We start from the raw sequence: 24,987 nt of genomic DNA on the forward strand, positions 1-24,987 counted from the left end.
CGAACGAACACAAGTTAGCTAAAACGAGAGTAAGATTCGCGAATTCACATCCCACCCTATCCCCGGAGGCAGGAAATGAAATTGCACGTCAATGGCCAGGTACGCGAGTTCGAGGCCGAAGAAGATACCCCGCTGTTGTGGGTGATCCGCGAACAGCTGGGACTCACCGGCACCAAGTACGGCTGCGGCGTGGCGCAATGCGGCGCCTGCACCGTACACATTGACGGCGAACCGACACGCAGCTGCGTGCGACCGGTCTCCACCGTGACGGCCGGGCAGAAGATCGTCACCATCGAAGGCCTGAGCCTGGACGGCAACCACCCCGTGCAAAAAGCCTGGGCCGCGCTGGACGTGCCGCAATGCGGCTTCTGCCAGTCCGGTATGATCATGGCCGCCGCCGCGCTGCTGAAACAGAAGAAGAACCCGACCGACGCCGATATCGACGCCGCCATGACCAACATCTGCCGTTGCGGCACTTATAACCGCGTGCGCAAGGCGATCCACGTGATCGCCAAAGGCGGCGACGTGAAGACCGCGGGCCTGGACATCGTGGAAGGGAGCAAAGCATGAGCGGCATGACTCGTCGTGGCTTCATCGGCCGCTCGCTCGGCGCCACCGCAGGCCTGATGTTCGGCTTCCACATTCCGTTCGCACAAGCGCAGCAGGCGCCGGCCGCAGCGCCCGCAGACGCGCCCGAAATCAACGCCTGGGTTGTCGTCAAGCCTGACGACACCATCGTGGTCCGCATCGCCCGCTCCGAAATGGGCCAGGGCACGCTGACCGGCCTGGCGCAATTGGTCGTTGAAGAACTGGACGGCGACTGGAGCAAGGTCACCACCGAATACCCATCGCCCGGCCGCCAGCTCGCGCGCAATCGCGTGTGGGGCAGTTTCTCCACCGGCGGCAGCCGCGGCGTGCGCGAATCGCATGAATACGTCCGCAAAGGCGGCGCCGCAGCCCGCACGATGCTGGTGCAAGCCGCAGCCACCCAATGGGGCGTGCCCGCCAATGAATGCGTGGCCGCGAAAAGCGTGATCACCCACACCCCAACCGGCCGCACGCTCACCTACGGCAAGGTCGCCGACGCCGCCGGCAAGCTGCAGGCCCCGGCCGCCGCCGACATCAAGCTGAAAGACCCCAAAGACTGGAAGCTGGCCGGCAAGCGCCTGGCACGCCTGGATACGGTCGACAAGACCACCGGCAAGCAAATCTACGGCATGGACTTCAAGCTGCCCGGCATGCTGAACGCCGCCATCAAGGACTGCCCGGTCTTCGGCGGCAAGGTAAAGAGCTTTGACGCCGCCGCCATCGCCAACAAGCCCGGCGTGAAGAAAGTGCTGCAGGTTGGCGACAGCGCCGTGGCGGTGATAGCCGACACCTGGTGGCGCGCCCGCAGCGCTCTCGATGCACTGCCGATCGAATGGGACAAAGGTCCCAACGCCGGCATGAACAGCAAGGACACCGCCGCCTGGATCAAGGCCGGCCTGGACGCGCCCGAAGCCGCAGTCGGCAATAGCAACGGCGACACCAAGGCTGCACTGGCCAGCGCGCATCGCAGGATCGAAGCTGTCTACAGCTACCCGCACCAGAATCACGCCACGATGGAGGTGATGAACGCCACCGCCGTGTGGACGCCCGAACGCTGCGACGTCTGGACCCCAACCCAAAACGGCGAAGCGGCCCTGGCCGCCACCAGCGAAGCGGCCGGCCTGCCGCAGGCCAAATGCGACGTGACCAAGCTGCACCTCGGTGGCGGCTTCGGCCGCCGCGGCGCCACGCACGACTGGGTGACCCAGGTCGTGAAGATCGCCAGGGAAATGCCCGGCACCCCGATCAAATTGATCTGGACCCGCGAAGAAGACATGCAGCACGGCCGCTACCACCCGGTGACCCAATGCAAACTGACCGCAGGCCTGGACGCAAAAGGCGAGGTGACCGCACTGCACATGCGCATTGCCGGCCAATCGATCCTCGCCGCGCTGTTCCCGCAGAACGTCAAGGACGGCAAGGACCCCGCAGTGTTCCAGGGCCTGAACCCGCCCGGCCCGGAAGCCTCGTTCGGCTACACCATCCCGAACCTGCTGATCGACCACGCCATGCGCAACCCCGCCGTACCGCCAGGTTTCTGGCGCGGCGTGAACCTGAACCAGAACGCGATCTACGTCGAATGCTTCCTCGACGAAATCGCACACGCCACCAAGCAGGACCCGCTGGCCCTGCGCCGCAAGCTGATGAAGGACAGCCCGAAACACCTGGCAGTTCTCAACGCAGTGGCAGAAAAAGCCGGCTGGTCCAAGCCGCCGAAAAAAGGCATTTACCGCGGCATCGCCCAGACAATGGGCTTCGGCAGCTACGTCGCCGCCGTGGCAGAAGTCTCGGTCAGCAAGGACGGCAAGTTGAAGATCCACCGCATCGTCGCCGCCACCGACCCAGGCCACGCCGTGAATCCGCAGCAGATCGAAGCGCAGGTAGAAGGCAGCTTCGTGTACGGCCTGAGCGCAGCGCTATACGGCGAAATCACCATCAAGGACGGGGCCGCCGAGCAAACCAACTTCGACACCTACAACGTGCTGAAGATGGACGAAATGCCGAAAGTCGAAACGATCGTCATGCCAAGCGGCGGCTTCTGGGGCGGAGTAGGCGAACCAACAATCGCGGTAGCCGCGCCCGCGGTGCTGAACGCCATCTTCGCCGCCACAGGAAAACGCATCCGCGACCTCCCGCTCAAAAACCACAGCCTGAAAAAGGCATAAGAGAGGCGAGGCATGCCGAGAGCCCGCGGCAGAAGCACAGACAGTGTCAGACCCTTGGGTCTGACACTGGTTTACCGGTTTTCGCTAGCAGCCCTGTTAACGCTAAACTCCGCCCAAGCCCAACAAGGCAACCCAAAAACCGGCCGGGAAATCGTCGCCAACCGCCAACTAGGCCTGTGCCTTCTCTGCCACCCCGCTCCCATCCCCGAGGAGCGCTTCCAAGGCAACCTGGCCCCCGACCTGGCCGGTGTCGGCAGCCGCCACAGCCCCGCAGAAATCCGCCAACGCATAAACGACAGCAGCGCAATCAACCCCAGCACCATCATGCCCGCGTACCACAAAACCACCGGCCTGACGCGCCTAGCCCCGTCCTACCGCGACAAGCCCATCCTCACAGAGCAGCAAATCGAAGATGTGGTTGCCTACCTGGCCACCTTGCGGGAGGAGAAAAAGTGACCACCCGCCGCCAACTCCTGGCCGCGCTCCCGCTACTGGCCCTGGTCCGCCCCGCGCTCGCAACACCCCAGGAACAAGCCACCGCCATCGCCGCCTACACCAGCAACGCCAACATGCAGCGCGGCCGCGTGCAGATCGACATCGCAACCCTGATCGACAATGGCAACGCAGTCCCCATCACCGTGCGGGTCGACAGCCCAATGACCGAGCAATCCCACGTTACCGACATCGCCATCTTCAACGAAAAGAACCCCCTGCCCGATGTAGTCCGCTTCAAGCTGACGCCGCTGGCCGGCAAGCCCGAAATCAGCACCCGCATCCGCCTCGCCACCAGCCAGACGATCACCGCAATCGCCCGCACCAGCGACGGGCAATGGTGGCAGCAGACAGTCGACGTAATCGTCGCCCTGGCCGCCTGCGTAGAAGGCGAGGCCATCTGACATGGCCAGCGCCCTGATCTACATGCCCGCCACCGCCAAGCCTGGCGAAGTAATTGAAGTGCGCGCCCTGATCGCCCACACGATGGAAACCGGCTTCCGTCCCGGCCCCGACGGCAAGCCCCTCCCGCGCGACATCATCCGCAAATTCGAATGCCGCTACAACGGCAAAACGGTCATCAGCGCCGAACTGCACCCCGCCATGAGCGCCAACCCCTACATCGCTTTCTTCCTCAAGGCGACCACCAGCGGCGCGCTGGAATTCACCTGGACCGGCGACAACGCCTTCGCCCAAACCGAACAAAAGCAATTAGTGGTGCAACCATGAGACACGCCGCGCTGATCCTGGCCTTAATCGGCACCACAGCGTCCAACGCAGACGGGGTCCGGCCCTACGGGGCAGACCCCGGTTTACCGGTTTCAAAAGACCGCAAATCCGGCACCGAATACATGTCCCCCGCCACGCAGCAAATGCAACGCGACGACACGCAAAACCCTGCCATGCTCTGGGTCGCCAACGGAGAAGTGCTCTGGCGAACCGCCCCAGCAGGCGGCAACGGCAAATCCTGCGCCACCTGCCACGCCGACGCCCAAGCCAGCATGCGCGGTGCAGCCGCCAAATTCCCCCGTTTCAGCAAATCAGCCGGCAAGGTGATCACCCTCTCCGGCCAGGTCAACCAATGCCGCAGCGGCGCCCTGCAAGCCGCGCAACTGAAACCGGAATCCGCCGACCTGCTGGCCCTCGAAACCTACATCGCTCTGCAAAGCCGCGGAATGCCGCTAACCCCGGCAAACGACGAACAAACCAGGCAAGCCGTAAAACGCGGCCAACAACTCTTCACCACCCGCATCGGCCAGTTAAACCTGAGCTGCGCCCAATGCCACGACGACAACGCCGGCAAGCGCCTGGCAGGCGCTCCGATCCCGCAAGGTCACGCCAACGCCTACCCCATCTACCGCCTCGAATGGCAGGGCGTAGGAAGCCTGCAACGCCGCCTGCGCAACTGCATGAGCGGGGTGCGAGCCGAAGTCCCACCCTACGGCGCCCCCGAGCTGGTAGACCTCGAAGCCTACCTGGCCCTGCGTGCCCAAGGCATGCCATTAGAAACCCCAGGAGTACGACCATGAAGACAATCGCCGCCCTGGCGCTCGCGCTGTCCACCACACTGCCCGCCGCCGCAGCAGACGCCATCCAGCCTGGCGCGCGCCTTGCCGCCACCTGCACCGGCTGCCACGGCACCAACGGCGTCACCCAAGGCGGCGCGCTGCCACCATTGGCCGGCCAGCCCAAGGACCAACTACTGTCTGCGCTAAAGGATTTCAAGACCGGCAAACGCCCCGCAACCATCATGACCCAGCTAACTAAAGGTTACACTGACGAACAATTGGAAATAATGGCCGCCTATTTCGCCGCCCAGAAAAAATAGAATGAGATTCAACCTGCTCCAACGCTTGCTGGCAGCCGCATTGGCCGTGGCGACGCTTGACGCCCACGCCCAGCACATACCCTTGCAGCAATTTGGACAGAACGAAGGCCTCGGCAACCTCTCACTTACCGCACTGACCCAGGACGCCAGCGGCTATCTCTGGGTAGGCACCGAAAATGGCCTGTTCCGCTACAACGGCGCCGATTTCCGCCGCTACGGCATAACGCAAGGGATGACAGACCCCTTCGTCACCGCCCTGCAAAGCACCAGCGCTGGCACGCTATGGGTCGGCAACCACGAAAACCTGTACCGCCTTGACCGCGGCCGCCTGGTTCCTGTGTTGTGGGAAGGCGAAAAGCTCCCCGTCTGGCCATTCCAGCCCATGGCCGAAGGCGCCGACGGCGAGCTGCTACTGGCAAGCGAGGGCCGCCTGCTCGTCATCACCGCAAAAGGCGACAGCACCAGCATCCGCCACTACTTCGACCAAGCCACGCTAAAGGCCCACCCGGAACTGCAAGCAGTGCGCAGCATCTACGCCGACAGCAAGGGAACCCTGTGGATGGCCTGCAAGGAATCGCTGTGCCAGGCCAGCGAGGGCCGCATACGCGTGCTGGGCGACGCAGAAGGCCTGCCGCGCGACGAATGGAGCAGCATCGCCATCGACAAAGACGGCAACCTGTGGACCCGCAGCGCCCAGCGCATCTTCACGCTGCCCAAAGGCGCCGCCCGCTTCGAAGACCGCACGCCCCCGAAAGACCTGCTGCGCAAGCACATGCTGCGCAGCGAGCTGCATATCGATGACAGCGGCAACGTGCTCACCAACGCCGATCCCGGCCTGCTGCGCTGGCGCCAGGGCCATTGGGAAACCTACGGCAAAGAGAACGGCCTGGTCGCCGCCGGCGGCGTCACCGCTATCCTGCACGATCGGAGCCACGGCACCTGGCTCGCAACGCGCGGACGCGGCCTGCAGCATTGGCTTGGCTACGGCAACTGGGAAAACTGGACCACCCAGCAAGGCCTGCCCGACGACGTCATCATCTCGGCCCGGCGCGACCGCCAGGGTGCCCTGCACATCGGCACCCGTTCCGGCCACGCCATGATGTCGCCCGGCGCCAACAAGTTCACCACGCCAGCCACACCGCCAGCACTGGCGGGCCAGCAATGGGCCAGCATGGAAGTGGACAGCAGCGGCAGGCTGTGGACCGGCAGCTATTCCGGCATGCTGATGCGCTACCTGCCCGAAAGCGGAAAGACAGAACTGGTCGCCACGCTGCCCTTCATCACGCAAGTACTGGCCGACCGCAAAGAGCAGCTATGGCTCGCCACCTGGAAAGGCGTCTACGTCCTGCCAGCCAACGCGCCCACCGGCACGCATCCGCAACTGGTGACGATGCCGGAAACAGCAGGCCGCCATCCTGAAAACCCCGTCGGCGCAGGTTGCATAGACCGGCAAGGGAACATATGGCTGCCCAGCGTAACGGACGTGCTGCGCTACGACGGCAACGCATGGAAAGTGCTCTCCTTTGGCGACGCCGTAGGCAAAGCCACCTTCGATGGCATCGGCTGTTCGCGCGATGGCAGCCTGTGGGCAGCCGCCGGCGGCAACCTGTGGCAAATGAAAGCGCAAGGCAAGCCAGTTGCCACCCGCATCGAAGCACCGGTGCTGCGCGAACGCAGCGTTTATGCCATGTACGAAGACAAGCGCGGCTGGCTCTGGGTCGCCACCGGCGCCGGCATGGCAGTGTGGAACCGCGACCGCTGGCGCATGCTGAACCAGACCCACGGCCTGGCGTGGAACGACTTGAACGGCCTCGGATTCTACGAAGACCAGGACGGTTCCATATGGGTCACGACCAGTAACGGCCTGTCGCACTTGCTGCACCCCGAAACCCTGTTCGACACCGCTGCGCCGCCGGTCGTAATCGAAGAAGCCAGGCGGGGCAGCGCCACCCTGGCCCCAGGTGCCGCGCGCTTGCCCTGGTCGCGTGAACCGCTGGTATTCCGCCTGGCCAGCCTGCAATTCGAAGGCCGGCAAGGCCTGCACTACCGTTACCGCCTGGCCGGCATGGAAGACCAATGGAACGAATCGGCCCAACCGGAGATGCGCTACGCAGCGCTGCCCGCCGGCGACTACCGCTTCCAGGCAGTCGCCGTCGACAGCGACAGCGGCACCCAGTCCAAACCCGCCGAACTCGCATTCTCCATCGCACCGCCATGGTGGCGCAGCTACACTTTCTACGTGCTGTGCGCGGCCAGCGTAACGCTTGCCTTCCTGCTGTTCCACCGCATGCGCCTGCTGGTCCACAAACGCCGCGAGGCTGAACTGGAAGCCATGGTTCAAGAACGCACTCGCGCCCTGGAAGAAGCGCAGGAGGCCCTGAAAGTGCGCGCCCTGAAGGACGCCCTCACGTGCACCTGGAACCGCGGCGCAATGATGGAGATCGTCGAGCGCGAAATCGGCAAAAGCCAGCGCACTGGCGAAAGCTTCGTGCTGGTCCTGCTCGACCTGGACAAGTTCAAGAACATCAATGACACGCACGGCCACCTGGCTGGCGACGCCGTGCTGGTAGAAACTGCGCGCCGCCTGATCGCCACCGTGCGTACCTATGATGCCGTTGGCCGCTACGGCGGCGAAGAATTCCTCGTGCTGTTGCCAGGCCTGTCGCTGCCGGCCGGCGCCAACCGCATCGAAGCCCTGCACCAGGCAATCCGCAGCGAGCCGGTAGACATTGGCGCCGAGGCCGGCCTGTCAGTGACCGCCAGTTTCGGCGTAGTCGCCTTCAAGCCGCACAGCCCAGACACCGCCACCGGCCTGCTGCAGCACGCAGACCTTGCCCTGTACCGATCGAAGAATGAAGGCCGCGATCGCATCAGCTACGCGGACGAGACAATGCAAACCTGATCAAGGAGCCACCATGGACCGTCGAACATTTGTGCAGGCAGCCGCAATCCTCACCGCTACCACCGGCTGCGCCAATATCGGCGGCCGCGCCCAGCCGCATGTGGTGGTGGTTGGCGGTGGCTACGGCGGCGCCACCGCCGCCAAGTATGTACGCCTGTGGAGCCAGGGCAGCATCGACGTAACCCTGATCGAACCCAACGCCAACTTCGTCAGTTGCCCGCTCTCCAATCTCGTGCTGGGCGGCTCACGCCAGCTGCAAGACCTGACCCGCAGCTACGACGACCTGCAACGCAAGCACGGCGTAAAGATCTTGCACGACAGCGCCTCCAGCATCGACCCCGAAAAGCGCACCATCAAGTTGCTAAGCGGCGAAGTGCTCAGCTACGACCGCCTGATCCTCAGCCCCGGCATTGAATTCCTGTGGAGCGAACTGCCCGGCATGAGCGTAGAAGAAGCACAAGACAAGATCCTGCACGCCTGGAAGGCTGGCCCACAAACCACGGCCCTGCGCGCCCAGCTCGAAGCCATGCACGACGGCGGCGTATTCGCCATGACGGTGCCTCCCGCGCCATACCGTTGCCCACCCGGCCCGTATGAACGCGTATGCCAGGTAGCCCACTACTTCAGCCAGAACAAACCGAAATCCAAAGTTCTGCTGCTCGACGCCAATGAGGACGTGGTCAGCAAAGGCCCACTGTTCAAGAAGGCCTGGAAAGAACGCTACGCCAACATCATCGAATACCGCCCCAGTTTCAAGGCGGTGGACGTGGACGTGGCCATCCGCACTGCCATCTCCGAATTGGGCGACAAGATAAAGGCCGACGTACTGAACGTAGTTCCGCCGCACCGCGCAGGCGCCATCGCCGCGCAGACAGGCCTGGCCAATATGAACAAGCGCTGGTGCGAAGTCGACTTCATCACCTTCGAATCCACGCAAGCGAAAAACATCCACGTGATCGGCGACGCCATCCAGGTCTCCCCGCTGATGCCCAAGTCAGGCCACATGGCCAACCAGCACGCCAAGGTCTGCGCAGCGGCCGTAGTCGACCTGCTAAGCGGTCGCGCGCCCGAGCAATTGCCGCTGCTCACCAACACCTGCTACAGCTATGTAAGCGACAAAGACGTCATTCATGTCGCCAGCGTGCACGCCTACAACGCCGAAAAGAAAACGTTGCTGATCGTCCCCGGCAGCGGAGGCGTCAGCCCCGGCCCCTCCGAGCTCGAAGGCCACTACGCCGATAGTTGGGCCAAAAACATCTGGAGCGACACACTTTCATAGAGTCCGCTCGCTGCACCTTTGCTCCACCTCAAACGCTGCCAAAGTCCAGAGTGCCACCATTAGCAGGCTTATCCCCTGCCTAATGGTGACCACATGCCACATTCTGCCGCGCAGCAAGTCCCCAATCTCTGGCATCTGTCAGCCCTGGTCTGGGGCACATCGCTCTTGCTGATATCGCTGTTCGCGATGCCAATCAGCTTCAACCCGCTGGGCATACGCCTGCAACTCTGCCTGACGGCAGCTCACCTCGGAGGCGTGTTCTACCTGTGGCGCCTCGCCGCAAAGCGCGGCAATCCCGAACGCCTGATGGACATTGCCATCATCACGCTGGTCTTCATCTACCTGGTACCACTCTGCATGTTCGTCGCGCCCGTGATGGTGCTGGCGGCATACGCCATGCCGGGCAAAGCCTGGTTGACCGTCATGGCGATCATGACGCTCTGCGCAGCCATCCTCACCATGGCGCGGCTCTGGAGCACGGCTACCGACAAGAACACCGGCCACCGCTTCGAAGTCTGGCTGGCAGAAGAAATGAAAGGCGACACGATCAGCACCAACTCCATCAGCGTGCTGTTAAGCCATGTGGGGCGCCACGCCACAGATCCAACCCGCATCGACGGATGGTCAATGGTCGCTGCCATTGCGACCGGCCTGCCGATCCTCAATGCCGATATAGCCTTTGACCGGTCGAGCAGTAGCCTTGCCCTCTGCGCCGTGCTTACCACACCAATGGCTATGCATGCTTTCTCCCGCATGGCGGTGCACGCATACCTGTGGATTTTCCGCTTGAACCGATTCGAGCGTGAAGTTGGCACTAGAATCGCCGTCAACCTGCGCGACAGGAGCTGACCATGGACAAGCTCCTGCATTTCTACGAACAAGAGCTGGGCCGCCTGCGCCAGGCTACACGAAAATACGCTGAAGCCCACGCCAATACAGCCGCCGCGCTGGAGCTCGGGCCAGATGCTAGTACAGACCCCGAGGTGGAACGTCTGCTCCAATCAGTCGCGTTGCTTAACGCTGCCACCCAGCAGCTATTCGAGGATGGCCGCAGCGACTTTCACAAGGCGCTGTTGCAAACGCTTCAGCCGCACTACCTGCGGCCAGTTCCCACCTGTGCCATCGCCCAGGTAGACACCACTGCTGCGGGACATAACGGGATCAATTCCGTCACGCGACTCCCACGCGGAACCATAATGACTTCGGGCGGCTGCAAGTTCACGACAGCTTATGAAGTATGCATCGCCCCCGTCGCCGTCACGCAAGTCAAATTTCACTCGACCATCGATGCCCCTGCGGCATTGAGATTGCCATCGGAAGCCACTTCTGCACTGTCCATTACGCTCGAATCCACATCGGACAGTGCCTCATTCGACCGGATGTCGTTGCCAACGCTGCGCGTTTTCATCGCCGGGGATACAGGGCAAAGAGCCTGCCTTGTTGATGCACTGCTTCTGCACTGCCTGTGCACGTGCATTGAAATCGACGGGATCTGGAAAGTGCTGCCACGCAGGCCTTTCGCCAGAGTCGGATTCGAGCAGTCGGCGGCTCTCCTGCCAACGACAATCGGCGGACGGGCACCGCGCATCATGAGCGAGTATCTGCAGTTGCCGGAAAAGTTTGACTTCGTCGACATCGAACTGCCAGCGTGCCCGGCCCAATGTCGGCGTATCACCCTGCACGTTGTCCTACCAATCAGCAACAACCACCTGCGGCAGGCAAGCATTGCGAACTTCCAGCTCTCATGTACTCCATTGATCAATCTTTTCCGCGGCCCGGTATTGCAAGTTCGCCTGGACGGAAGACCGGGCGCATACCCATTAACGCCATCCAGTCCAGAATGCGAAATATATAGCGTCGACAGCGTAGCCTTGATGCATCGCACGGGAGCCAGAATATTCCTGCCATTTCATGGTACGAGCCACGATGCGGAGGGCGTATTCTGGAGATTGAACGAAGAGGAGGGGACTGCGATTAATTTCATCGATAGACAGCAAAGTCCAAGCTCGCTTGATAACGGAACAGTCATGATCGAAATTACATGCACCAACAGCAGCACGGCAAAGGCGACGCAGTTCCTGAAGACAGAGATCGGAGCAAGCGGTTTCCCAATTCGCTTCCTGATGCTGCCAACGACACCCGCTCGATATGGTCAGCCGCGGGCACTGCTTGATGCAATGCAGGTCAACGACATATCGCTGGAGTCCCTGTGTCAAATTCTCCGGGCCCATCACTTCAAGGAAGTCGACCCATTCAAAGACCTGTCCGACAAACCTGCATCGGCATGGATCGATTTGCCAGTGGGCCGAGTGCACATGCTCGGAACAGAGTTCTCTTTAACGATTGACGAAACGATGTTGAATAATCGCAGCCTGTTCGTCCTTGCAGGAATCGTGGAGAATACGCTCGCCGCAAAAGTACGCAAGAACCGCTTCATCCAGCTAGACCTTATCGGAGACGATGACCGTGTTATATATCGCGGCGCCCCCCAAGCAGGGGACCGGGGAATAGTCTGATTATGCAGGCCTTGCGGCTTTGGTTTGCTCAAGATCAACGTCGATAAATTTTACGCGTGCAACCATAGGTACCTGCGTCAACCAGACGATAGGAGCCTCAAGTGGACAACGCACTACTCAGCTTCTTCCGGCAAGACAAGGACCTGCTTACCGAAAATCGTCCTTTGCGCCTGCGCCTGGCCCATCCGACGCAAATGCTGGAAGACGTACTGCTGCCACAACGCGTGCAGGGAAGCGAATCAATCTGCGGCAGCATTGATTACCGCATCCTGTGCGTCTCCCTCGATGCTTTCATTCCTCTTAAAGAACTGATCGCACTCCCGGTCGCGGTCGACATCGTTACCGACCGTGGTGACTTGCGCAGCGTGTGCGGCATCGTCACCGAAGCCCGTGCCGGCGACAGCGATGGCGGCCTGGCCAGCTACCAACTGGTGCTGCGCGACGCGCTCTCCATCATGGAAAAGCGCAACAACACCCGCGTTTTCCGCAACAAGAACGAAGTGGAGATCGTTCAGGTCATCCTGGATGAATGGCTGCAGACCAACCCAATCATCGGCACCTGCTTCCGTTACGAGATGGACGAGTCGTTCCGTATCGACGCCTATCCGCAGCGTGAATTCACCATGCAGTACAACGAATCAGATGCCGCCTTCATTCGCCGCATGCTGAAACGCCGGGGCATTGCCTGGTACTTTCGCGCAGACCAATCCAACTGGCCAACACATACGATGGTCTTGTTCGATAACGCCGACACGCTGCCGCCCAACGCCGCCGGTATCGTGCGTTACCACCGCGATGCCGCGACCGAGGAGCGCGACACTATCACTTCATGGTGCGCGGTTCGCACCCTGCAACCGGGCAGCGTATCGCGATTTAGCTGGAACTACAAGAATCCACAAGACTCGGAATTCATGACCGCAAGAGTCGATGCTCGTTCGGACCAGGGCTCAAACGGCAACGAGATGTCAGCTACGCTGGATGATTACCTGGTCCTTTCTCCGCACGCCGGCGACGATCACGACGATCTTTGCCAACTGGGCCAATTAGCCATGAATCGCCACGACCTCGAATCAAAATGCTTCCACGGCGAAGGCAGCGTGCGTGACTTTTGCGTTGGCGAATATTTTGAACTTGAAGGCCATCCGGAAATTGATGCGCACGCCAGCGGAGAGCGCGAGTTCGTTATCAGCGCTATTCAAATGACCATATCGAACAATTTAACTAAAGACCTAACCGCGCGCGTCGAACGTCTATTTTTTCGGAGCCGCTGGATGCCCGGAGCAGACTGCGAATTATCGGAAACGCGCGTGAACGTAGGATTCACCGCAGTCCGCCGCGGCATTCCTATCGTCCCAGCGTATGATTTACATGTCGATATACCGAACGTTCCTATGCAAAGCGCTATCGTTGTTGGACCAGATGGTGAAGAAGTGCATTGCGATGAATTGGGTCGCGTGAAAGTCCGCTTTCGAACTACTCGAGAAAAAGACCATGAGCACGCACAAGGTGCCGGTGCGGCTGAAAAGGACTTCGACTCCGCTTGGGTGCGTGTCGCCACTAGCTGGGCGGGCAATGGGCCGGGAACCATAAATCAATGTGGGGCTATATCTTTGCCGCGCGTTGGGAGCGAAGTCTTGGTTTCATTTCTCTCTGGAGACCCTGATAGACCGGTGATCATTAGCCAACTGTTCAATCAAAACGGCCAGCCGCCAGCTTTAGGCGGCATAGGTTCGTTACCAGGAAATCGCTACGTCTCTGGTATCCGTAGCCGTGAGAATCGCGGACATGGCGCAAATAGCCTTCAGTTTGACGACACGTCCGGCGAGATCGGCGTGCAGCTTTCAAGTGATCACGCGAAAAGCCAATTAAGCCTTGGCCATATTGCCGCCACACGCGTCAAGGGGGTTGCGCCCATGCGAGGTGAGGGGGTTGAATTGCGGTCGGAAGAATCTGCGGCGATTCGCGGCTCGAAAGGCGTATTGCTTTCAGCAGAGCCTTGCTGTGACGGAAACGTGCTGGCGCGCGACGGCCTAATTGGCATGGTCGAGGTGTTGGCATCGATTGCAGCGCAACTGAGTGAACTTAATGCTGTGCATAGCAAAGATAAGGCGGCAACAGAGCACCTAAAAGACCTTCTGGAGCGAATCCGTGACTGGTCCTCAGCAGGTGATTCGGCAGGCAGGAAGTCTCTGCTCGCGGGAGTGTCAAACGATGGCATCGTGCTTGCAACACCCAGCTCACTTGAAATCGGTGCGCAAGAGCATATCGGTCTTATGTCTTCAAAGGACGTCGACCTATATGCTGCAGAATCGGCGCGAGTGATGGCAATGAAGGGGATGACGCTTTTCTCACATGATGGCGGAATCAAGGTCATTTCAGCGAGAGGCACTACCCAAATCCAAAGCCAGGATGGTGATCTAGAAATTGTCGCATCAGGAAAGGTTCGAATAAATGCCGGACAGGGAATTGAATTGCTGGCCCCTGAGATCAAGGTCGCGTCACAGGGAACGCAAACGGACTTTGGAGCAAGTCAGATTGTCCATCAGTGCAAAGGAGGCTTCGTCATCAAGTCTTCGAAATTTGAGCACACCCAAGGCGGCGGCGGGCTTGAGAACAAAATGAATTTCTCGAGTACAGATATTCGGACCGATGAGCGGGTGTACTTGGTAAGTTCACAGTCTGGCTTGCCAATATCGGGCCGAAAGTACAAGTTGGAATTGCCAGATGGAAGGGTCATCGAAGGAACGAGTGATGAGGACGGAAAAACGGCTCTAGCAGTATCTGATCAAATCGGCGAACTTAGAATCACCGTATTCCCTTCGGACGATCTGAAAGCAGTAGCGGGGGCATCATGAGTGAAGCGAAAGAACCGACGCGCCTGCTCACAGCCCAAGCGACTAGTAATGGCAGCCTGCAAGCGAAAACACTACTGACTCCAACGGCTTGCAAAACCCGGGCTAAAATCAGTGTACCGCCCGACAGAGTTCTGCCAATCATATTCATCCCAGGAATTATGGGAAGTAACCTCAAGGCGACGGCTGGCAACAAGGCGCTTAAACCTGGCGAACCTGCTTGGCGCCCACCAAACGGGACTCTTGAAGCAAAGAGAGAAGTAGATCGCTGGGGGGCGAGGTCTCCTGCAACGCGTCAGAAGATTCTTAATGGACCGACTGTCTCGATTGATCGCGATGCGACAACTAACCTGAATCCTCTGCATGAGTCCATCGGGCTTAGCGCAGAAGAAGCAAAGGAAAATGGCTGGGGCGAAGTCCACTCTGAGAGCTACCAAGCCATCTTGTTTGCATTGCGGCGACAATTCAATGCCTTCCTTCGACCGAATCTGACCAGTCCCGGCGGAGACACGATTTCCAGCGAATGGGCTGGGTTGAATGTGGAGATCGGCCACTCTGAATGGAAGGAAGAAAAAGGATTACTGAGCGAAATTTCTGAATGTGATGTACGAAAGCTGGCCGAGCTCCATTACCCGATTTATGCCTGTGGCTATAACTGGCTTAATTCGAACGCGGTCTCCGCCGACGCACTCAAGCAACGCATCGAGCAAATCATCAAGAAATGGCAGGGCTTAGGGCGCAAGTGTGAGAAGGTCATCCTTGTAACCCATTCAATGGGGGGACTTGTTGCAAGAGCCTGCGCTAAGAAAATCCCCGACAAAATTGCTGGCGTAGTTCATGGGTGCATGCCCGCACTTGGAGCGCCGGCATGCTACAGGCGAGTGGCCTGTGGAACAGAAAAATCCAGTCCCAGCAAGCGCACAGCAGGAAACTACTTAATGGGGAAGGTGGCAATCGTTTTGGGCGATACTGCGGCTCGCACCGTGCCAGTGATTGGCAACTCAGTCGGGGCGCTCGAGTTGCTGCCGAATCATCTCTATCCAAAGCCATGGCTATTCGCATCTGTTAAGGATCGAGTTGGAGAGGATCGAGTGCTTCCTCTCCCGATAGATGATCCTTATGCTTTTTACGCTGACACTCAACCGTGGTACCGGTTAGTATCGCCTGAGCTCTTGGACCCTGCTGAGAATCACCTTAACGCGGTGACTATGTACAAGCAGAACGTTAAGGCAGCCGAAAACTTTCATAGGGGTTCTTTGGGCGACTATTATCATCCACGGACTTACGTGTTTTTTGGAGCAGACCAAGATGAACTCGCATACGGAAAATTCACTTGGTTAGCGCAAGCTGAGATTGCAGGAGTTAATGAAGGCTCCTTAACTAACGGACGACTCGAAGCAACTGAGTCAAGCGGAATTCGACGAGTGCGGCTACAAACTGATCAATGCTTGCACTTCTCTCCGTCTTCGCAAGATGCGAAGGGGGATGGCACTGTGCCGTACCAGTCAGGGGCAGCTCCAGGTGGGCGGGCAATCCGAACGATACGCGCTTCTGGCTTTGACCATCAAGGTGGTTATAACAACCCATCAATGATTTGCCTCACACTGCTGCTCGTCTCACGGATTGCCTTAGACTATGCCTAAATTCAAATTGTCGCCCGGCCGCATTCTCTTTGCCGTTATCGGCACATTGGTTGCGATCCAATTGTTCGTCAATATTGAAAGAGAGCGAGAAATGATTGCTGAAATCAAGAGCGAGCCCTCAAGTATAGTTTGTATTGGCAGGACGCTGGTTGAGTTGCCGATGCGGTTAGTTATCTCGTATGGCATGACCTATTTTGCCGGTTGGCACATAGACACAAAAGTCGAGTCTGAAGTGGACTTTCAAAAGCGCTTACAGGGGCGGCTAGAGAAGCTAGCATTCGCTAAGAACGAATATGGACATCGAAGCCTAGAGTTTTCGAAAGACGTGGGCGGGGAGTGGAGCGGGCAAATTATCCAATTTGATCGTGAGTCTTTAAAGTCGGTCGAAAATGGCGTGGTAAGTTATGAAGACATAGTGAAAATCGAAGGCTACCTGAACGCCAAAGGAATCTCATTTGACATTTCCGCAGGAGTTAACTTTGAACGTGATCTAGTCAAGCTAGAACACCTCATTAGTAGGATGAAGGTTAGGGACGAGAATGAAATTCCTAGCGAGAGCGGCTTTTGTTTTGATCGCGGGATCATCGTCGGTAACGAGAACCCCACTTTGAGCGAAGGGATTACGCTTTTTGCCGGCTACCCGAATTCAAATGATGTTGCAGTCGTGATTGACTCGACTGCAGGGACGAAGGCACCAGATACATTGTTGCAAAGGGTTGCGGGTAGCAGCGCCCGGAAAGAATTTCCATCGAGCTTTAAGAATCTTCGTATTGGCTCCAGACAGATCAACGAGCACATAGGCGAAGAAGTGCTTACGCGAGTCATCGAAGACGATGGTCGCAGTAATCACAACTTCGTATGGGAGTCGATCCCAGAGAAAAAGGACGTCTACCACCCCCAAATCACCATGGAATTTAGCACCGGGTTCAACAATGTAGAGGCGTTAAATAGAACGCCATTTACGGATAGTGAGGCAATCGCACTATGGGATCGGATCACGACTTCACTTCGAAATCGCCCGTTCACAACGTCTGCTAACCCGGCCAACTGAGCTGGCGATGCCAAACGTCATAAGAGTAGGGGATCCAACATCCCACGGAGGAAAAGTGCTTGCGACTAGCGCTCCGCATTTTATTGTGGGCGGCAAGCCAGTCGTCCTCATGGGTGACAAGTGCATGTGCCCAATGACCGGCCATCAGAACTGTGTGATCGTCAGCGGCAATGCCAACCATACCGTCAACGGCAAAGCTGTCGCATACGAAGGCGATAAGACTAGCTGCGGCGCGACTTTGATTTCGACGGTCAAAACATTCGCATCGAGTTAATGCATGCCCACCCGTGCCGTGGCTCCGAACAGGAGCCCGCTGTCCCAACAGTGTGGCCTGAAAGAGCCAGCTCTGCTATTGTTTTCGATTTGATAACTTATCGAAAGCATTGGAAGGGCTCAGCCTCATGGATTCGGTGCAAGAAGAAGTAGTAATCAGCCGCCATCCCGTAACGGCCGGATTCATTGGAATCATTACGGTCGTGTACTCGTACATCGTCTTCGTCTTAGTCCTAATAGCGAGGGACACACTTGGAAATGGGGACGTGCTTCCACTTGTGGTGATGGCCCCGTTCCTCCTCCTGTTCGGCGCTGTGGGTGGCGCGCTGTTCTTCCGCAGCAGGTCGGTTGCGCACCAATTCTGGGTGGTGCCAGCACTGTTTGTCCTCTATAGCGTCCTGCTTGCCGCTGGAACCAACCATTGATGTAGAGCGGCTGGCTTCATTCATGATCGATTTCACGTGGACTTACCTCCAAATTCTGGAGCTTGGAAGAGCGCCCCTGACAATCCTGGCGGCAGGAATATTCGCGACCATGCTGCAGATTCAGGTATCTCGGCATCGGCACCCAGTGAAGTGGCTGGTGTTGATGAACTACGCAATCCTTGCTCAGTTTGGAGTCGTGGTTTTGGCCTGGCTTGTGATCGCAGCCACGTCAGACCGCGGTTACTACTACGTCATATTCAATTTCCTCCTCGTTAGCTGGACCTCCCTCCCATTCTTCGTGCTCGCATGCCTGGTGCCGCTGTTTGCGCGGAGGGAAGGGCGCGCCTAGCCGCCTTGCTTGAACGGCGGCTAGCGCAACGGCATCTCAATTCACGACAAACGTCCTGCTGGTACCGGTCAGCCCATACACCGCGCCATTCCAGCCATTTTTGTAATCGCCATAGTGCCGAATGCGATACTGTCCGGTAGGCGCATCTGAAGGAATATTCCATCCAATGACTGCGCGTGAAGTTCCCCATACCGGGTCTACGCGCTCCCAGCGATAAGTTGTACTCCAATCCCCATCCACCGCCACGGTGCGCCACGAGGCCCCATCCCAGCGCTGCACCTCGAGGAAGGTTCCATTCAGCCGAAGGTTGTTTTTGGGATGCCCTGTCCAGAACGAGACCTCTACCCGCTGTCCGCGCGAGTAGCTGGCGTTAGCCTGCCGCTCGACATCTCCAAAGCTCTTGAAGATCGGCGTGTTATCCAGCACCACCCCGGTCTGGAACGACATCTGGTTGCCGCTCAAGTCCCGCACCGGTGCACTGCCACCGGCCGCAGTCCCTTGCCGCATCGCCGTAGCCAATTCGTGGAAGCTTTGTTGGTATGCCGCCAGCGTCCACTTGCCGAAGTGCGTGGAAGCCCCTTCGTAATGCTGCGCGTCGTATTCCTCCGGCGTGGTCACATAACCCGAATAGGCATTCGAATATCCGGCAAACACCACGTGCCGCACGCTATCCCCCAACGCCGCCTTGACGGTTTCCCGCACGCGCCGCCCGGACATAATGGTGAACTCCGCCGGCGCCGCAATGATCGCCAACTGCCCAATCCTCACGATGGAGACCGGCAGCACCTCGGGCGACCAGGGGAAGGGCGCTTGCGTGCCAGTTGACAGCAGCACGGGCTTCACGCCCTGGCAATCACGCACCCATTGCGGGGCCGGCGCGATAATGCCGCCCAGCGCCTGGAAGAATGGATTGCCCGTCAAATCGCCCTCGTTGAAGCCATCCAGCCCGCGCCCATCCTCCGTACCTGCCGCGAAAGCGCTGCCGATGGCTGCGGGACAAGTATTGCGCGCCACGCCATCCGCAAAGCGCGCCTCCACTGATACGCGGGAAAAGTCGATATAGCGCTGCCGGTAGTCCACCGGCCCCGCCAATGGTTCCAGCGTGCCGTTGTAGATAGCCAGCGCCTTCTGCAGCTGGCGCTCGCCGATGATGCGTGTGTTATCCAGCTCATTGGCCGTTGGCCCGGTGCCATCCAGGTTCAGGTTCGGCGTCATGTCGCCTGCGTTCGACTGCGCAAAGGCTGCCACAAAGTCTCCATCGGAGTTGTAGCGCACGCCCTTCAGCTCATGCTCCCATCGCCATTCCGCATAACCTTTGTTGTCCGGCGTGATCAGGCGGTTCAGCGGCGTCATCGAAACGCCATGTGTCGCGAACCAGCTGATCACCCCTACGTCATTGCTTCCCTGCTTGAAGCGCAGCACGGTCATTTCTGGATCAATATTGCGGCCCCAGCGATCACGCTCCGCCTGCGGATTGCGCAGGTAGGCTGGGTTCGAGCGGTTGTTGCTCGCATCGGTCAGTTCACCCTTGCCAATAGCGATGCTGCCCGGCTTCAGGTCGCGATGGGCCTTGTCGATCGCCGCCACAATGCCGCTGACAATCGCATCGAATGTGCGTGAGTTGAACCCGTAGGTAGTGAAGTTGTACAAGGCGTAATGCGAAAAACCGCCCGGCCCGCCATGCGTATGCGTCGCGGACAGGATCACATTCTCCGCCGAATACAAGCTGCCATATCGAGCCTGTAACTGCCGTAGCACGGCCTGCTGCACACCCTGGAACACCATGCCCAGGTCATTGTTGACGAACACCATGCGCTTGCCGCTCGCTTGGTCCACTACGATGAAAGCCCGCGCACGCTGCCGCATATGGATGCCGGCCGTAACCTGCGAGGTCGAGCCATACCCCATCATGCCTACTTCCGCCGCCTCTCCTGTAATGTCGGACATGCCGCGCCCGACCAGGAAAGGATCTGCAAATGCCGCACTACAAACCACGCTTGCGCCCAACAGAGAAACCAGACGCACGAATCGAAGTTGTTTCGTCATGACCGTCCCCTTTGCCGCTGCTGTTTGAAAAACGACGAACTTGGAGAATAACAGTGTTTTTCTGTGTCGCCATGACGCTGATCAAAACGCCACAGTAGCAAGCGAAAAGTGAAACAAGTGTACGAAGATTGCGGACTTGGCGTACAGACCGGGGCGCCACCTTAATCATCGAAAGGTAACAAGAGATGCGGAAAGATGCCCTCAGCAGGATGCTGGCCACGGAGATTTGCAATGCCAACTCGATCGCCGATGCGCTGTTGATGTACAGGTCCTTCGCCCAATTTCTTACAGAATACAAGTTCGTATTTGCTGCAGAAAAAGGGGGAGCACCAGGCTTTGCAGTGAACCGTTCCTTCAGCTCAGGTGCGGCAGTGCGTAGTATTTTTGGAACCCCAAATGTGTTCGTACTGGATCGCCAAACCTTTGCAGACATGGACAAGAATGGCCCTGTTGACTATCCCTTGGATTATTCGATTTCCATGGATACAGAGGCCATGAGCTATCTTCACCCTTTCATTGCTGGGAGTCCCAATAACGGCATCCCCGGCGACTTCAAGGAGGTGTTCGCATTCATCGCAGAAGACAAAGTTAACGTTGATCCAACGCCATATATGTGCGAAAACATCCTTAAGCTGGACGAACAGAAACTGGCCGACGGGGTCTTCAAGACATTGAGATCGTATGAGATCCTTCGAACTTTGGACAAAAGTCGATTTCACACGAAGGGCGAGATCTGTTCTCTATTGACGGATGCCGAGGTCGATGCTCGCGCATTGGAACTGATTTCTGGAATGTATCGAGATCGAAGTAATCATTCAGCGATGGCCGGGCTGCATGCTCGTCATAGCTATTTTTATTTGTGCCTGCTGAAGATGGCAGAGATTCAGATTAAGTCGCCGAGGCGAAGCACGAAGCACAAGCTCATTGAGTTCATCACTTTCTGTGATGAGGAAATGGCTACCCTGTTTGCTCGGGAAACCGCGATTGCGGCCGCATACTTTGAAAGAGGGCACGATCTGACATTTTTCGGAAAGATACACAAAGGGAAGAGCCTCCACGAACCGCTCAAGAATATGGCCTGGGACCTTTGCCATGTTCGGCAACTGGAAGAAGGAATGACGATGTTGCCTGTACGGGAAGCGCGATACTTCTTCACTGCGCTTCTCACTTTCGATAAGCGCCTGATTGAGATCATCGATTTGTATCCGTTGCGCTCATTCGGGTTCAAGGTCTCCGGGGACGTACAGATCTCGAATTACGGTGGGGACTTGATCGACAATGTATTTACAAGCGATCTGGACAGGGCCTCGCTGCGTGAGCGCTTCCTTTCGAGCGGCGCCCTGGATTCTCGTTCGAGTCGCAGGAGCCAAGTTCGAAAGGACCTTCCGGATATTGTTGCACGAATGGAGGGCGCTATTGCCAGGTGGAGCTAACTCTCCTGCGTTCTGGTTTGGAATGGCCTAGGGCATGGCTGGCAGAACGGGCCAGCGTTCGGCAATGTTCCCTCCCTCAATAACAACAATATCGCCAAATTGCTGCAATACTGACTCGCTCTGTCTCGGCCGCAAGAACACAAAATCATCCGCCTGCAACTGCTGCGCGCCCGACCCCAGCAAAGCCTGCTGGTTGGAAGAATTCCCATACAACCGGCTAGGCGCCAGCCCTGCCGGCGACACGGGGTCTGCCATCCAGTTGCCGCCGTAGACGAAGTACACCCGTTCCTGGTTCACATCCCAAGCGCGAGCAGCATCACCCAGGGTCTCCACGCCGCGCGGCATCTGGAAATGCCGCCCAGCTTTCAGCACCGGCGTTGCAATGAAAGCTGCTGGAGCAAGGTCCTTCAGCAAATCGGTGTCGAAGTCACTCGGCTTGACCAGCGCCGACCCAAGTGCAACTTCATTCGCTGCGCCGCTGCCGTCATGCATGCGATAAGTAGGCGACCCGCCCGCATTGAACACGATTCCTTCCAGACTGCCGGCCGGGCGCAAGGCTTGTGTAGCAAGCCCAGCGTAGTCGCGATAGATCGCTTTGGCATCCACCAGCGCCTTCTCGCGCAGGCTTGCCAGGGGCAGCTTGGGCACGTGCGCGTCGTAGCCCATCATCCCGCCCCACTGCAAGCGTGGCTCGTCCCTGAGGATAGCCAGCATCTGCTGCAGCATCTGCGTGCTATCGACCCCGCCGCGATGCAGGCCTACATCAATCTCCAGGCTCACGCGCATTTCGAGCTGTTGCGTCCGCGCCAGATCGCGATATTGCGCCAGGCGCTCCGGCGTATCCACAAGCCACTGCAACTGCTTCACAGGATCGAACTGCCCGCCCTGGAAGCTGCGATAAAACTCCGCCGCCGCCGCTCCCGGCAACGGCTTGCCCAGCAAAAGGTCCACATCTCCACGCTGCGCGGCAAGCTGTTGCAGATAGGGCAGGTTGAACACCATAAGCCGGCGCGTTTGCATGGTCTGCATCAGCAAGTCCAGCAGGGGCAGGCAGGGCAGGGACTTGGCCACCAGCCGCAAAGGCAAGCGCCCATCCACATTGTGCATCACCTGGCGCGCATTAGCCAACAGGCGGTCGCGGTCGATGACCATGGTTGGCGTGGCGATCCCCGCCGCGCGCAAAGCCTTCGAAGCTCGCGCAAAGTACTCCGCATGCGGCGCACCCTTGTCGCGTGGACGAACCGCGAGCGTGGCAGCGCCAACCAGCCCGGCGCCAATGGCTGTGATCACGGCACGACGTTTCAGCGCCACCATTACGCCACTCCGAACATCGAACGCAGGTGCGGGTTCAGCATGCGCCCCTGCGGATCCATCTGCTGCCGCAGCGCCAGGAAATCCTTCCAGCGCGGATAAATCGCCGCCAGCTCCTTCGCTGTCAGGTTATGCAGCTTGCCCCAGTGCGGCCGTCCGCCATGCTTGCGGAAGATCGGCCCCAGTTCAGACACCAGGTAATCGTAAGCCTCCCCATGCGCCGCATGTACGGCAATGGAGCAACTGTCGCGCATGTAGAAGGGGCTGAGCCAAGCATCGTCTCCTTTCACGAAGCGGAACTCCATGGGGAAATAGACCTCGTTGCGCTTTTCGAGCGCGGCGATGATCTCCTTAACGCAGGCAATGCCCGCCTCCCGTGGCACGTGGTATTCGGTCTCGTTGAAGCGCGTTGGCCGCACTGTGGAAAGCAGCTTCCACGATCGATTTTTCGCTTCCTCGGTAAGGTCTTCATCGATCAACTTGCCGGCTGCCCAGCGCCGCATTTCCGGGAACCTGCCCAGCCAATCGCGCAGCTTGCGTAAGTCGCTCAGCATCTCCTCGTCCTGCGAATGCGGAACCAGCACATCGCTGCCCTGGTACTCGTCGTGCGCGATGCCTGCCGCATAGCCGGTGAAGGGCAGGTAGTAGAACTCGAAATGCCGATGCTTGCGCGCCAGATCGCCTGCCTGCTCCAGCATTTCGCCCACAGGGCGCAGCCACACCTTGCGGTGCAGGCTGAAGGACGGCACCACCCGTATGGTCGCCTGTGTGATCACACCCACGCTGCCGAGGGAAACGCGCGCCGCCGCCATCTGCTCCGGATGGCGCTCCTGGTCCCACTCCACCACTTCGCCCTGAGGCGTAACCAGGCGCAGCGACATCACATCCGCATGCATGGCCTGCAGGTTCGCGCCGGTGCCATGCGTGCCAGTGCTGATGGCGCCTGCCAGTGACTGCATGTCGATATCCGGCAGGTTGCGCAATGCCAGGCCAACGCCATCCAGCTCACGCGAAATCGCAGCCAGGCGCGTGCCGGCGCGCAGCGTAGCTGTCATTGCAGCCTTGTCATGCGACAGCACGCCCGACAGGCGCTCCAGCGAAACTATCGTGCCGTTGGTTGGCACCAGGGGAGTGAAGGAGTGGCCCGCGCCAACACAGCGCACCGTGCCGCCGGCGTTGCGCAGCAGGTCCGCCAGCGCCTGCTCGTCGGCCGGCGTGGCCAGTGACTGCGCTTGGCATTGCTGCGCCTCTGACCAGTTCTTCCAGCGGAAGGGACGTGGCACTGCCGGTGCGGCCTGGGCACGGCCCGCAAGTAGGCCAGCCGCCGCAGCCATGGCACCAGCTTTCAGGAAAAGACGGCGCTGTTTCATGTTCCGCTCCTCGCCATGAAGAGCGTCAGCGCGCGCAGGTCGTCTGCGCTGCAGTCATTGCATTGACCCATGGCCGGCATGGCGTTGAAACCATCGCTCGCATGCTGTACCAGTTGGTCGATTCCTTTCTCCAGGCGCTGTTTCCAGTGCGGCGCAAATCCCGCCAGCGGCGCCCCGCTGCCGTTCCGCGCATGGCAGACCATGCACGAACGCTCATAGCTCTCCGCCAGCCGCGCATTGACTGGCCGGGAAGTCTCGGCCCATTGCAGGTCGGCTGTAGCCGGCTCCTGTTTGGCAGCAGAGCAGGCACTCAAGCCCGCCAGCACCATCACCACGCCTAACAACGCTCGCATCGACTCCCCTTCTTCAAGTGGGACAACGTCGAATGAGAATAACGATGAACTTAGAAAAAAACAACGTTTTTCAAACTGGCGAGGTAAGGTATTGTGAAAAAAGCCACAGGG

Annotated in this window: 21 protein-coding genes; 17 read left to right on the forward strand and 4 right to left on the reverse strand. The window is 59.0% G+C overall.

Translation table 11 applies throughout. From position 1 onward, the window contains the following. Window positions 1–75: 75 nt before the first annotated feature. The 16 genes from ASD58_RS17340 (at window position 76) to ASD58_RS17415 (ending at window position 18,363) form a co-directional block, all read left to right on the forward strand. The gene (locus ASD58_RS17340) at window positions 76–570 is read left to right on the forward strand and encodes a (2Fe-2S)-binding protein (RefSeq protein WP_057262456.1); all 495 of its coding nucleotides are present in this window, start codon (window positions 76–78) and stop codon (window positions 568–570) included. Then, entirely contained in the window at window positions 567–2,753 is a 2,187-nt protein-coding gene (locus tag ASD58_RS17345) for a xanthine dehydrogenase family protein molybdopterin-binding subunit (protein WP_057262458.1), read from the forward strand. Before ASD58_RS17340 ends, ASD58_RS17345 begins: the two co-directional genes overlap by 4 nt. 54 nt (window positions 2,754–2,807) lie before the next feature. After that, the gene (gene soxX, locus ASD58_RS17350) at window positions 2,808–3,209 is read left to right on the forward strand and encodes a sulfur oxidation c-type cytochrome SoxX (RefSeq protein ID WP_229210013.1); all 402 of its coding nucleotides are present in this window, start codon (window positions 2,808–2,810) and stop codon (window positions 3,207–3,209) included. Then, window positions 3,206–3,649, forward strand: coding sequence for a SoxY-related AACIE arm protein (locus tag ASD58_RS17355; protein ID WP_057262462.1), 444 nt, complete (start codon window positions 3,206–3,208; stop codon window positions 3,647–3,649). Before soxX ends, ASD58_RS17355 begins: the two co-directional genes overlap by 4 nt. 1 nt (window position 3,650) lies before the next feature. Continuing rightward, window positions 3,651–3,974 carry a thiosulfate oxidation carrier complex protein SoxZ gene (gene soxZ, locus ASD58_RS17360; RefSeq protein ID WP_057262464.1) on the forward strand — a complete coding sequence of 108 codons (324 nt, stop codon included), beginning with the start codon at window positions 3,651–3,653 and terminating at the stop codon, window positions 3,972–3,974. Continuing rightward, on the forward strand, window positions 3,971–4,774 hold the full coding sequence (gene soxA / locus ASD58_RS17365; RefSeq protein ID WP_082565490.1) for a sulfur oxidation c-type cytochrome SoxA: 804 nt from the start codon (window positions 3,971–3,973) through the stop codon (window positions 4,772–4,774). Before soxZ ends, soxA begins: the two co-directional genes overlap by 4 nt. Then, entirely contained in the window at window positions 4,771–5,073 is a 303-nt protein-coding gene (locus tag ASD58_RS17370; protein WP_057262467.1) for a c-type cytochrome, read from the forward strand. The genes soxA and ASD58_RS17370 overlap by 4 nt, the downstream gene beginning before the upstream one ends. Window position 5,074: 1 nt before the next feature. Next, a complete protein-coding gene (locus tag ASD58_RS17375; protein WP_057262469.1) occupies window positions 5,075–7,975 on the forward strand; it encodes a ligand-binding sensor domain-containing diguanylate cyclase in 2,901 nt (966 codons plus the stop codon). Window positions 7,976–7,988: 13 nt separating this feature from the next. Beyond that, window positions 7,989–9,254 (forward strand): FAD/NAD(P)-binding oxidoreductase, encoded by a 1,266-nt coding sequence (locus ASD58_RS17380; protein ID WP_057262471.1) that lies wholly within the window; start codon window positions 7,989–7,991, stop codon window positions 9,252–9,254. 93 nt (window positions 9,255–9,347) lie between these two features. Next, window positions 9,348–10,103, forward strand: coding sequence for a hypothetical protein (locus tag ASD58_RS17385; RefSeq protein WP_156401334.1), 756 nt, complete (start codon window positions 9,348–9,350; stop codon window positions 10,101–10,103). Between the two features lie 2 nt (window positions 10,104–10,105). After that, window positions 10,106–11,770, forward strand: a complete 1,665-nt coding sequence (gene tssF, locus ASD58_RS17390; protein WP_057262475.1) for a type VI secretion system baseplate subunit TssF — start codon at window positions 10,106–10,108, stop codon at window positions 11,768–11,770. A gap of 101 nt (window positions 11,771–11,871) precedes the next feature. Beyond that, the gene (locus tag ASD58_RS17395) at window positions 11,872–14,625 is read left to right on the forward strand and encodes a type VI secretion system Vgr family protein (protein WP_057262477.1); all 2,754 of its coding nucleotides are present in this window, start codon (window positions 11,872–11,874) and stop codon (window positions 14,623–14,625) included. Beyond that, window positions 14,622–16,265 (forward strand): triacylglycerol lipase, encoded by a 1,644-nt coding sequence (locus ASD58_RS30605; RefSeq protein WP_082565491.1) that lies wholly within the window; start codon window positions 14,622–14,624, stop codon window positions 16,263–16,265. The genes ASD58_RS17395 and ASD58_RS30605 overlap by 4 nt, the downstream gene beginning before the upstream one ends. Beyond that, on the forward strand, window positions 16,258–17,316 hold the full coding sequence (locus tag ASD58_RS17400) for a T6SS immunity protein Tli4 family protein (protein WP_057262478.1): 1,059 nt from the start codon (window positions 16,258–16,260) through the stop codon (window positions 17,314–17,316). Before ASD58_RS30605 ends, ASD58_RS17400 begins: the two co-directional genes overlap by 8 nt. Before the next feature lie 7 nt (window positions 17,317–17,323). Beyond that, the gene (locus ASD58_RS17405; RefSeq protein WP_057262480.1) at window positions 17,324–17,590 is read left to right on the forward strand and encodes a PAAR domain-containing protein; all 267 of its coding nucleotides are present in this window, start codon (window positions 17,324–17,326) and stop codon (window positions 17,588–17,590) included. 446 nt (window positions 17,591–18,036) lie between these two features. Further along, window positions 18,037–18,363, forward strand: coding sequence for a hypothetical protein (locus ASD58_RS17415; protein WP_057262484.1), 327 nt, complete (start codon window positions 18,037–18,039; stop codon window positions 18,361–18,363). A gap of 36 nt (window positions 18,364–18,399) precedes the next feature. Here ASD58_RS17415 and ASD58_RS17420 read toward each other — a convergent pair whose 3' ends face one another. After that, entirely contained in the window at window positions 18,400–20,409 is a 2,010-nt protein-coding gene (locus ASD58_RS17420; RefSeq protein WP_057262485.1) for a neutral/alkaline ceramidase, read from the reverse strand. A gap of 185 nt (window positions 20,410–20,594) precedes the next feature. On the opposite strand from ASD58_RS17420, the gene ASD58_RS17425 reads away from it, so the two are divergent. Further along, complete coding sequence (locus ASD58_RS17425) at window positions 20,595–21,842, forward strand: hypothetical protein (RefSeq protein ID WP_057262487.1); 1,248 nt, start codon at window positions 20,595–20,597, stop codon at window positions 21,840–21,842. Between the two features lie 27 nt (window positions 21,843–21,869). Here ASD58_RS17425 and ASD58_RS17430 read toward each other — a convergent pair whose 3' ends face one another. The 3 genes from ASD58_RS17430 to ASD58_RS17440 are packed head-to-tail and all read right to left on the reverse strand — an operon-like array spanning window position 21,870 to window position 24,876. Then, window positions 21,870–23,156 (reverse strand): alanine racemase, encoded by a 1,287-nt coding sequence (locus tag ASD58_RS17430; protein ID WP_057262488.1) that lies wholly within the window; start codon window positions 23,154–23,156, stop codon window positions 21,870–21,872. Continuing rightward, on the reverse strand, window positions 23,156–24,523 hold the full coding sequence (locus tag ASD58_RS17435; RefSeq protein WP_057262491.1) for a D-arabinono-1,4-lactone oxidase: 1,368 nt from the start codon (window positions 24,521–24,523) through the stop codon (window positions 23,156–23,158). Before ASD58_RS17435 ends, ASD58_RS17430 begins: the two co-directional genes overlap by 1 nt. Beyond that, complete coding sequence (locus tag ASD58_RS17440) at window positions 24,520–24,876, reverse strand: cytochrome c5 family protein (RefSeq protein WP_082565493.1); 357 nt, start codon at window positions 24,874–24,876, stop codon at window positions 24,520–24,522. The genes ASD58_RS17435 and ASD58_RS17440 overlap by 4 nt, the downstream gene beginning before the upstream one ends. Window positions 24,877–24,987: the final 111 nt, after the last annotated feature.

It is taken from the genome of Duganella sp. Root1480D1, from assembly GCF_001427305.1.
Taxonomy (GTDB): domain Bacteria; phylum Pseudomonadota; class Gammaproteobacteria; order Burkholderiales; family Burkholderiaceae_D; genus Rugamonas.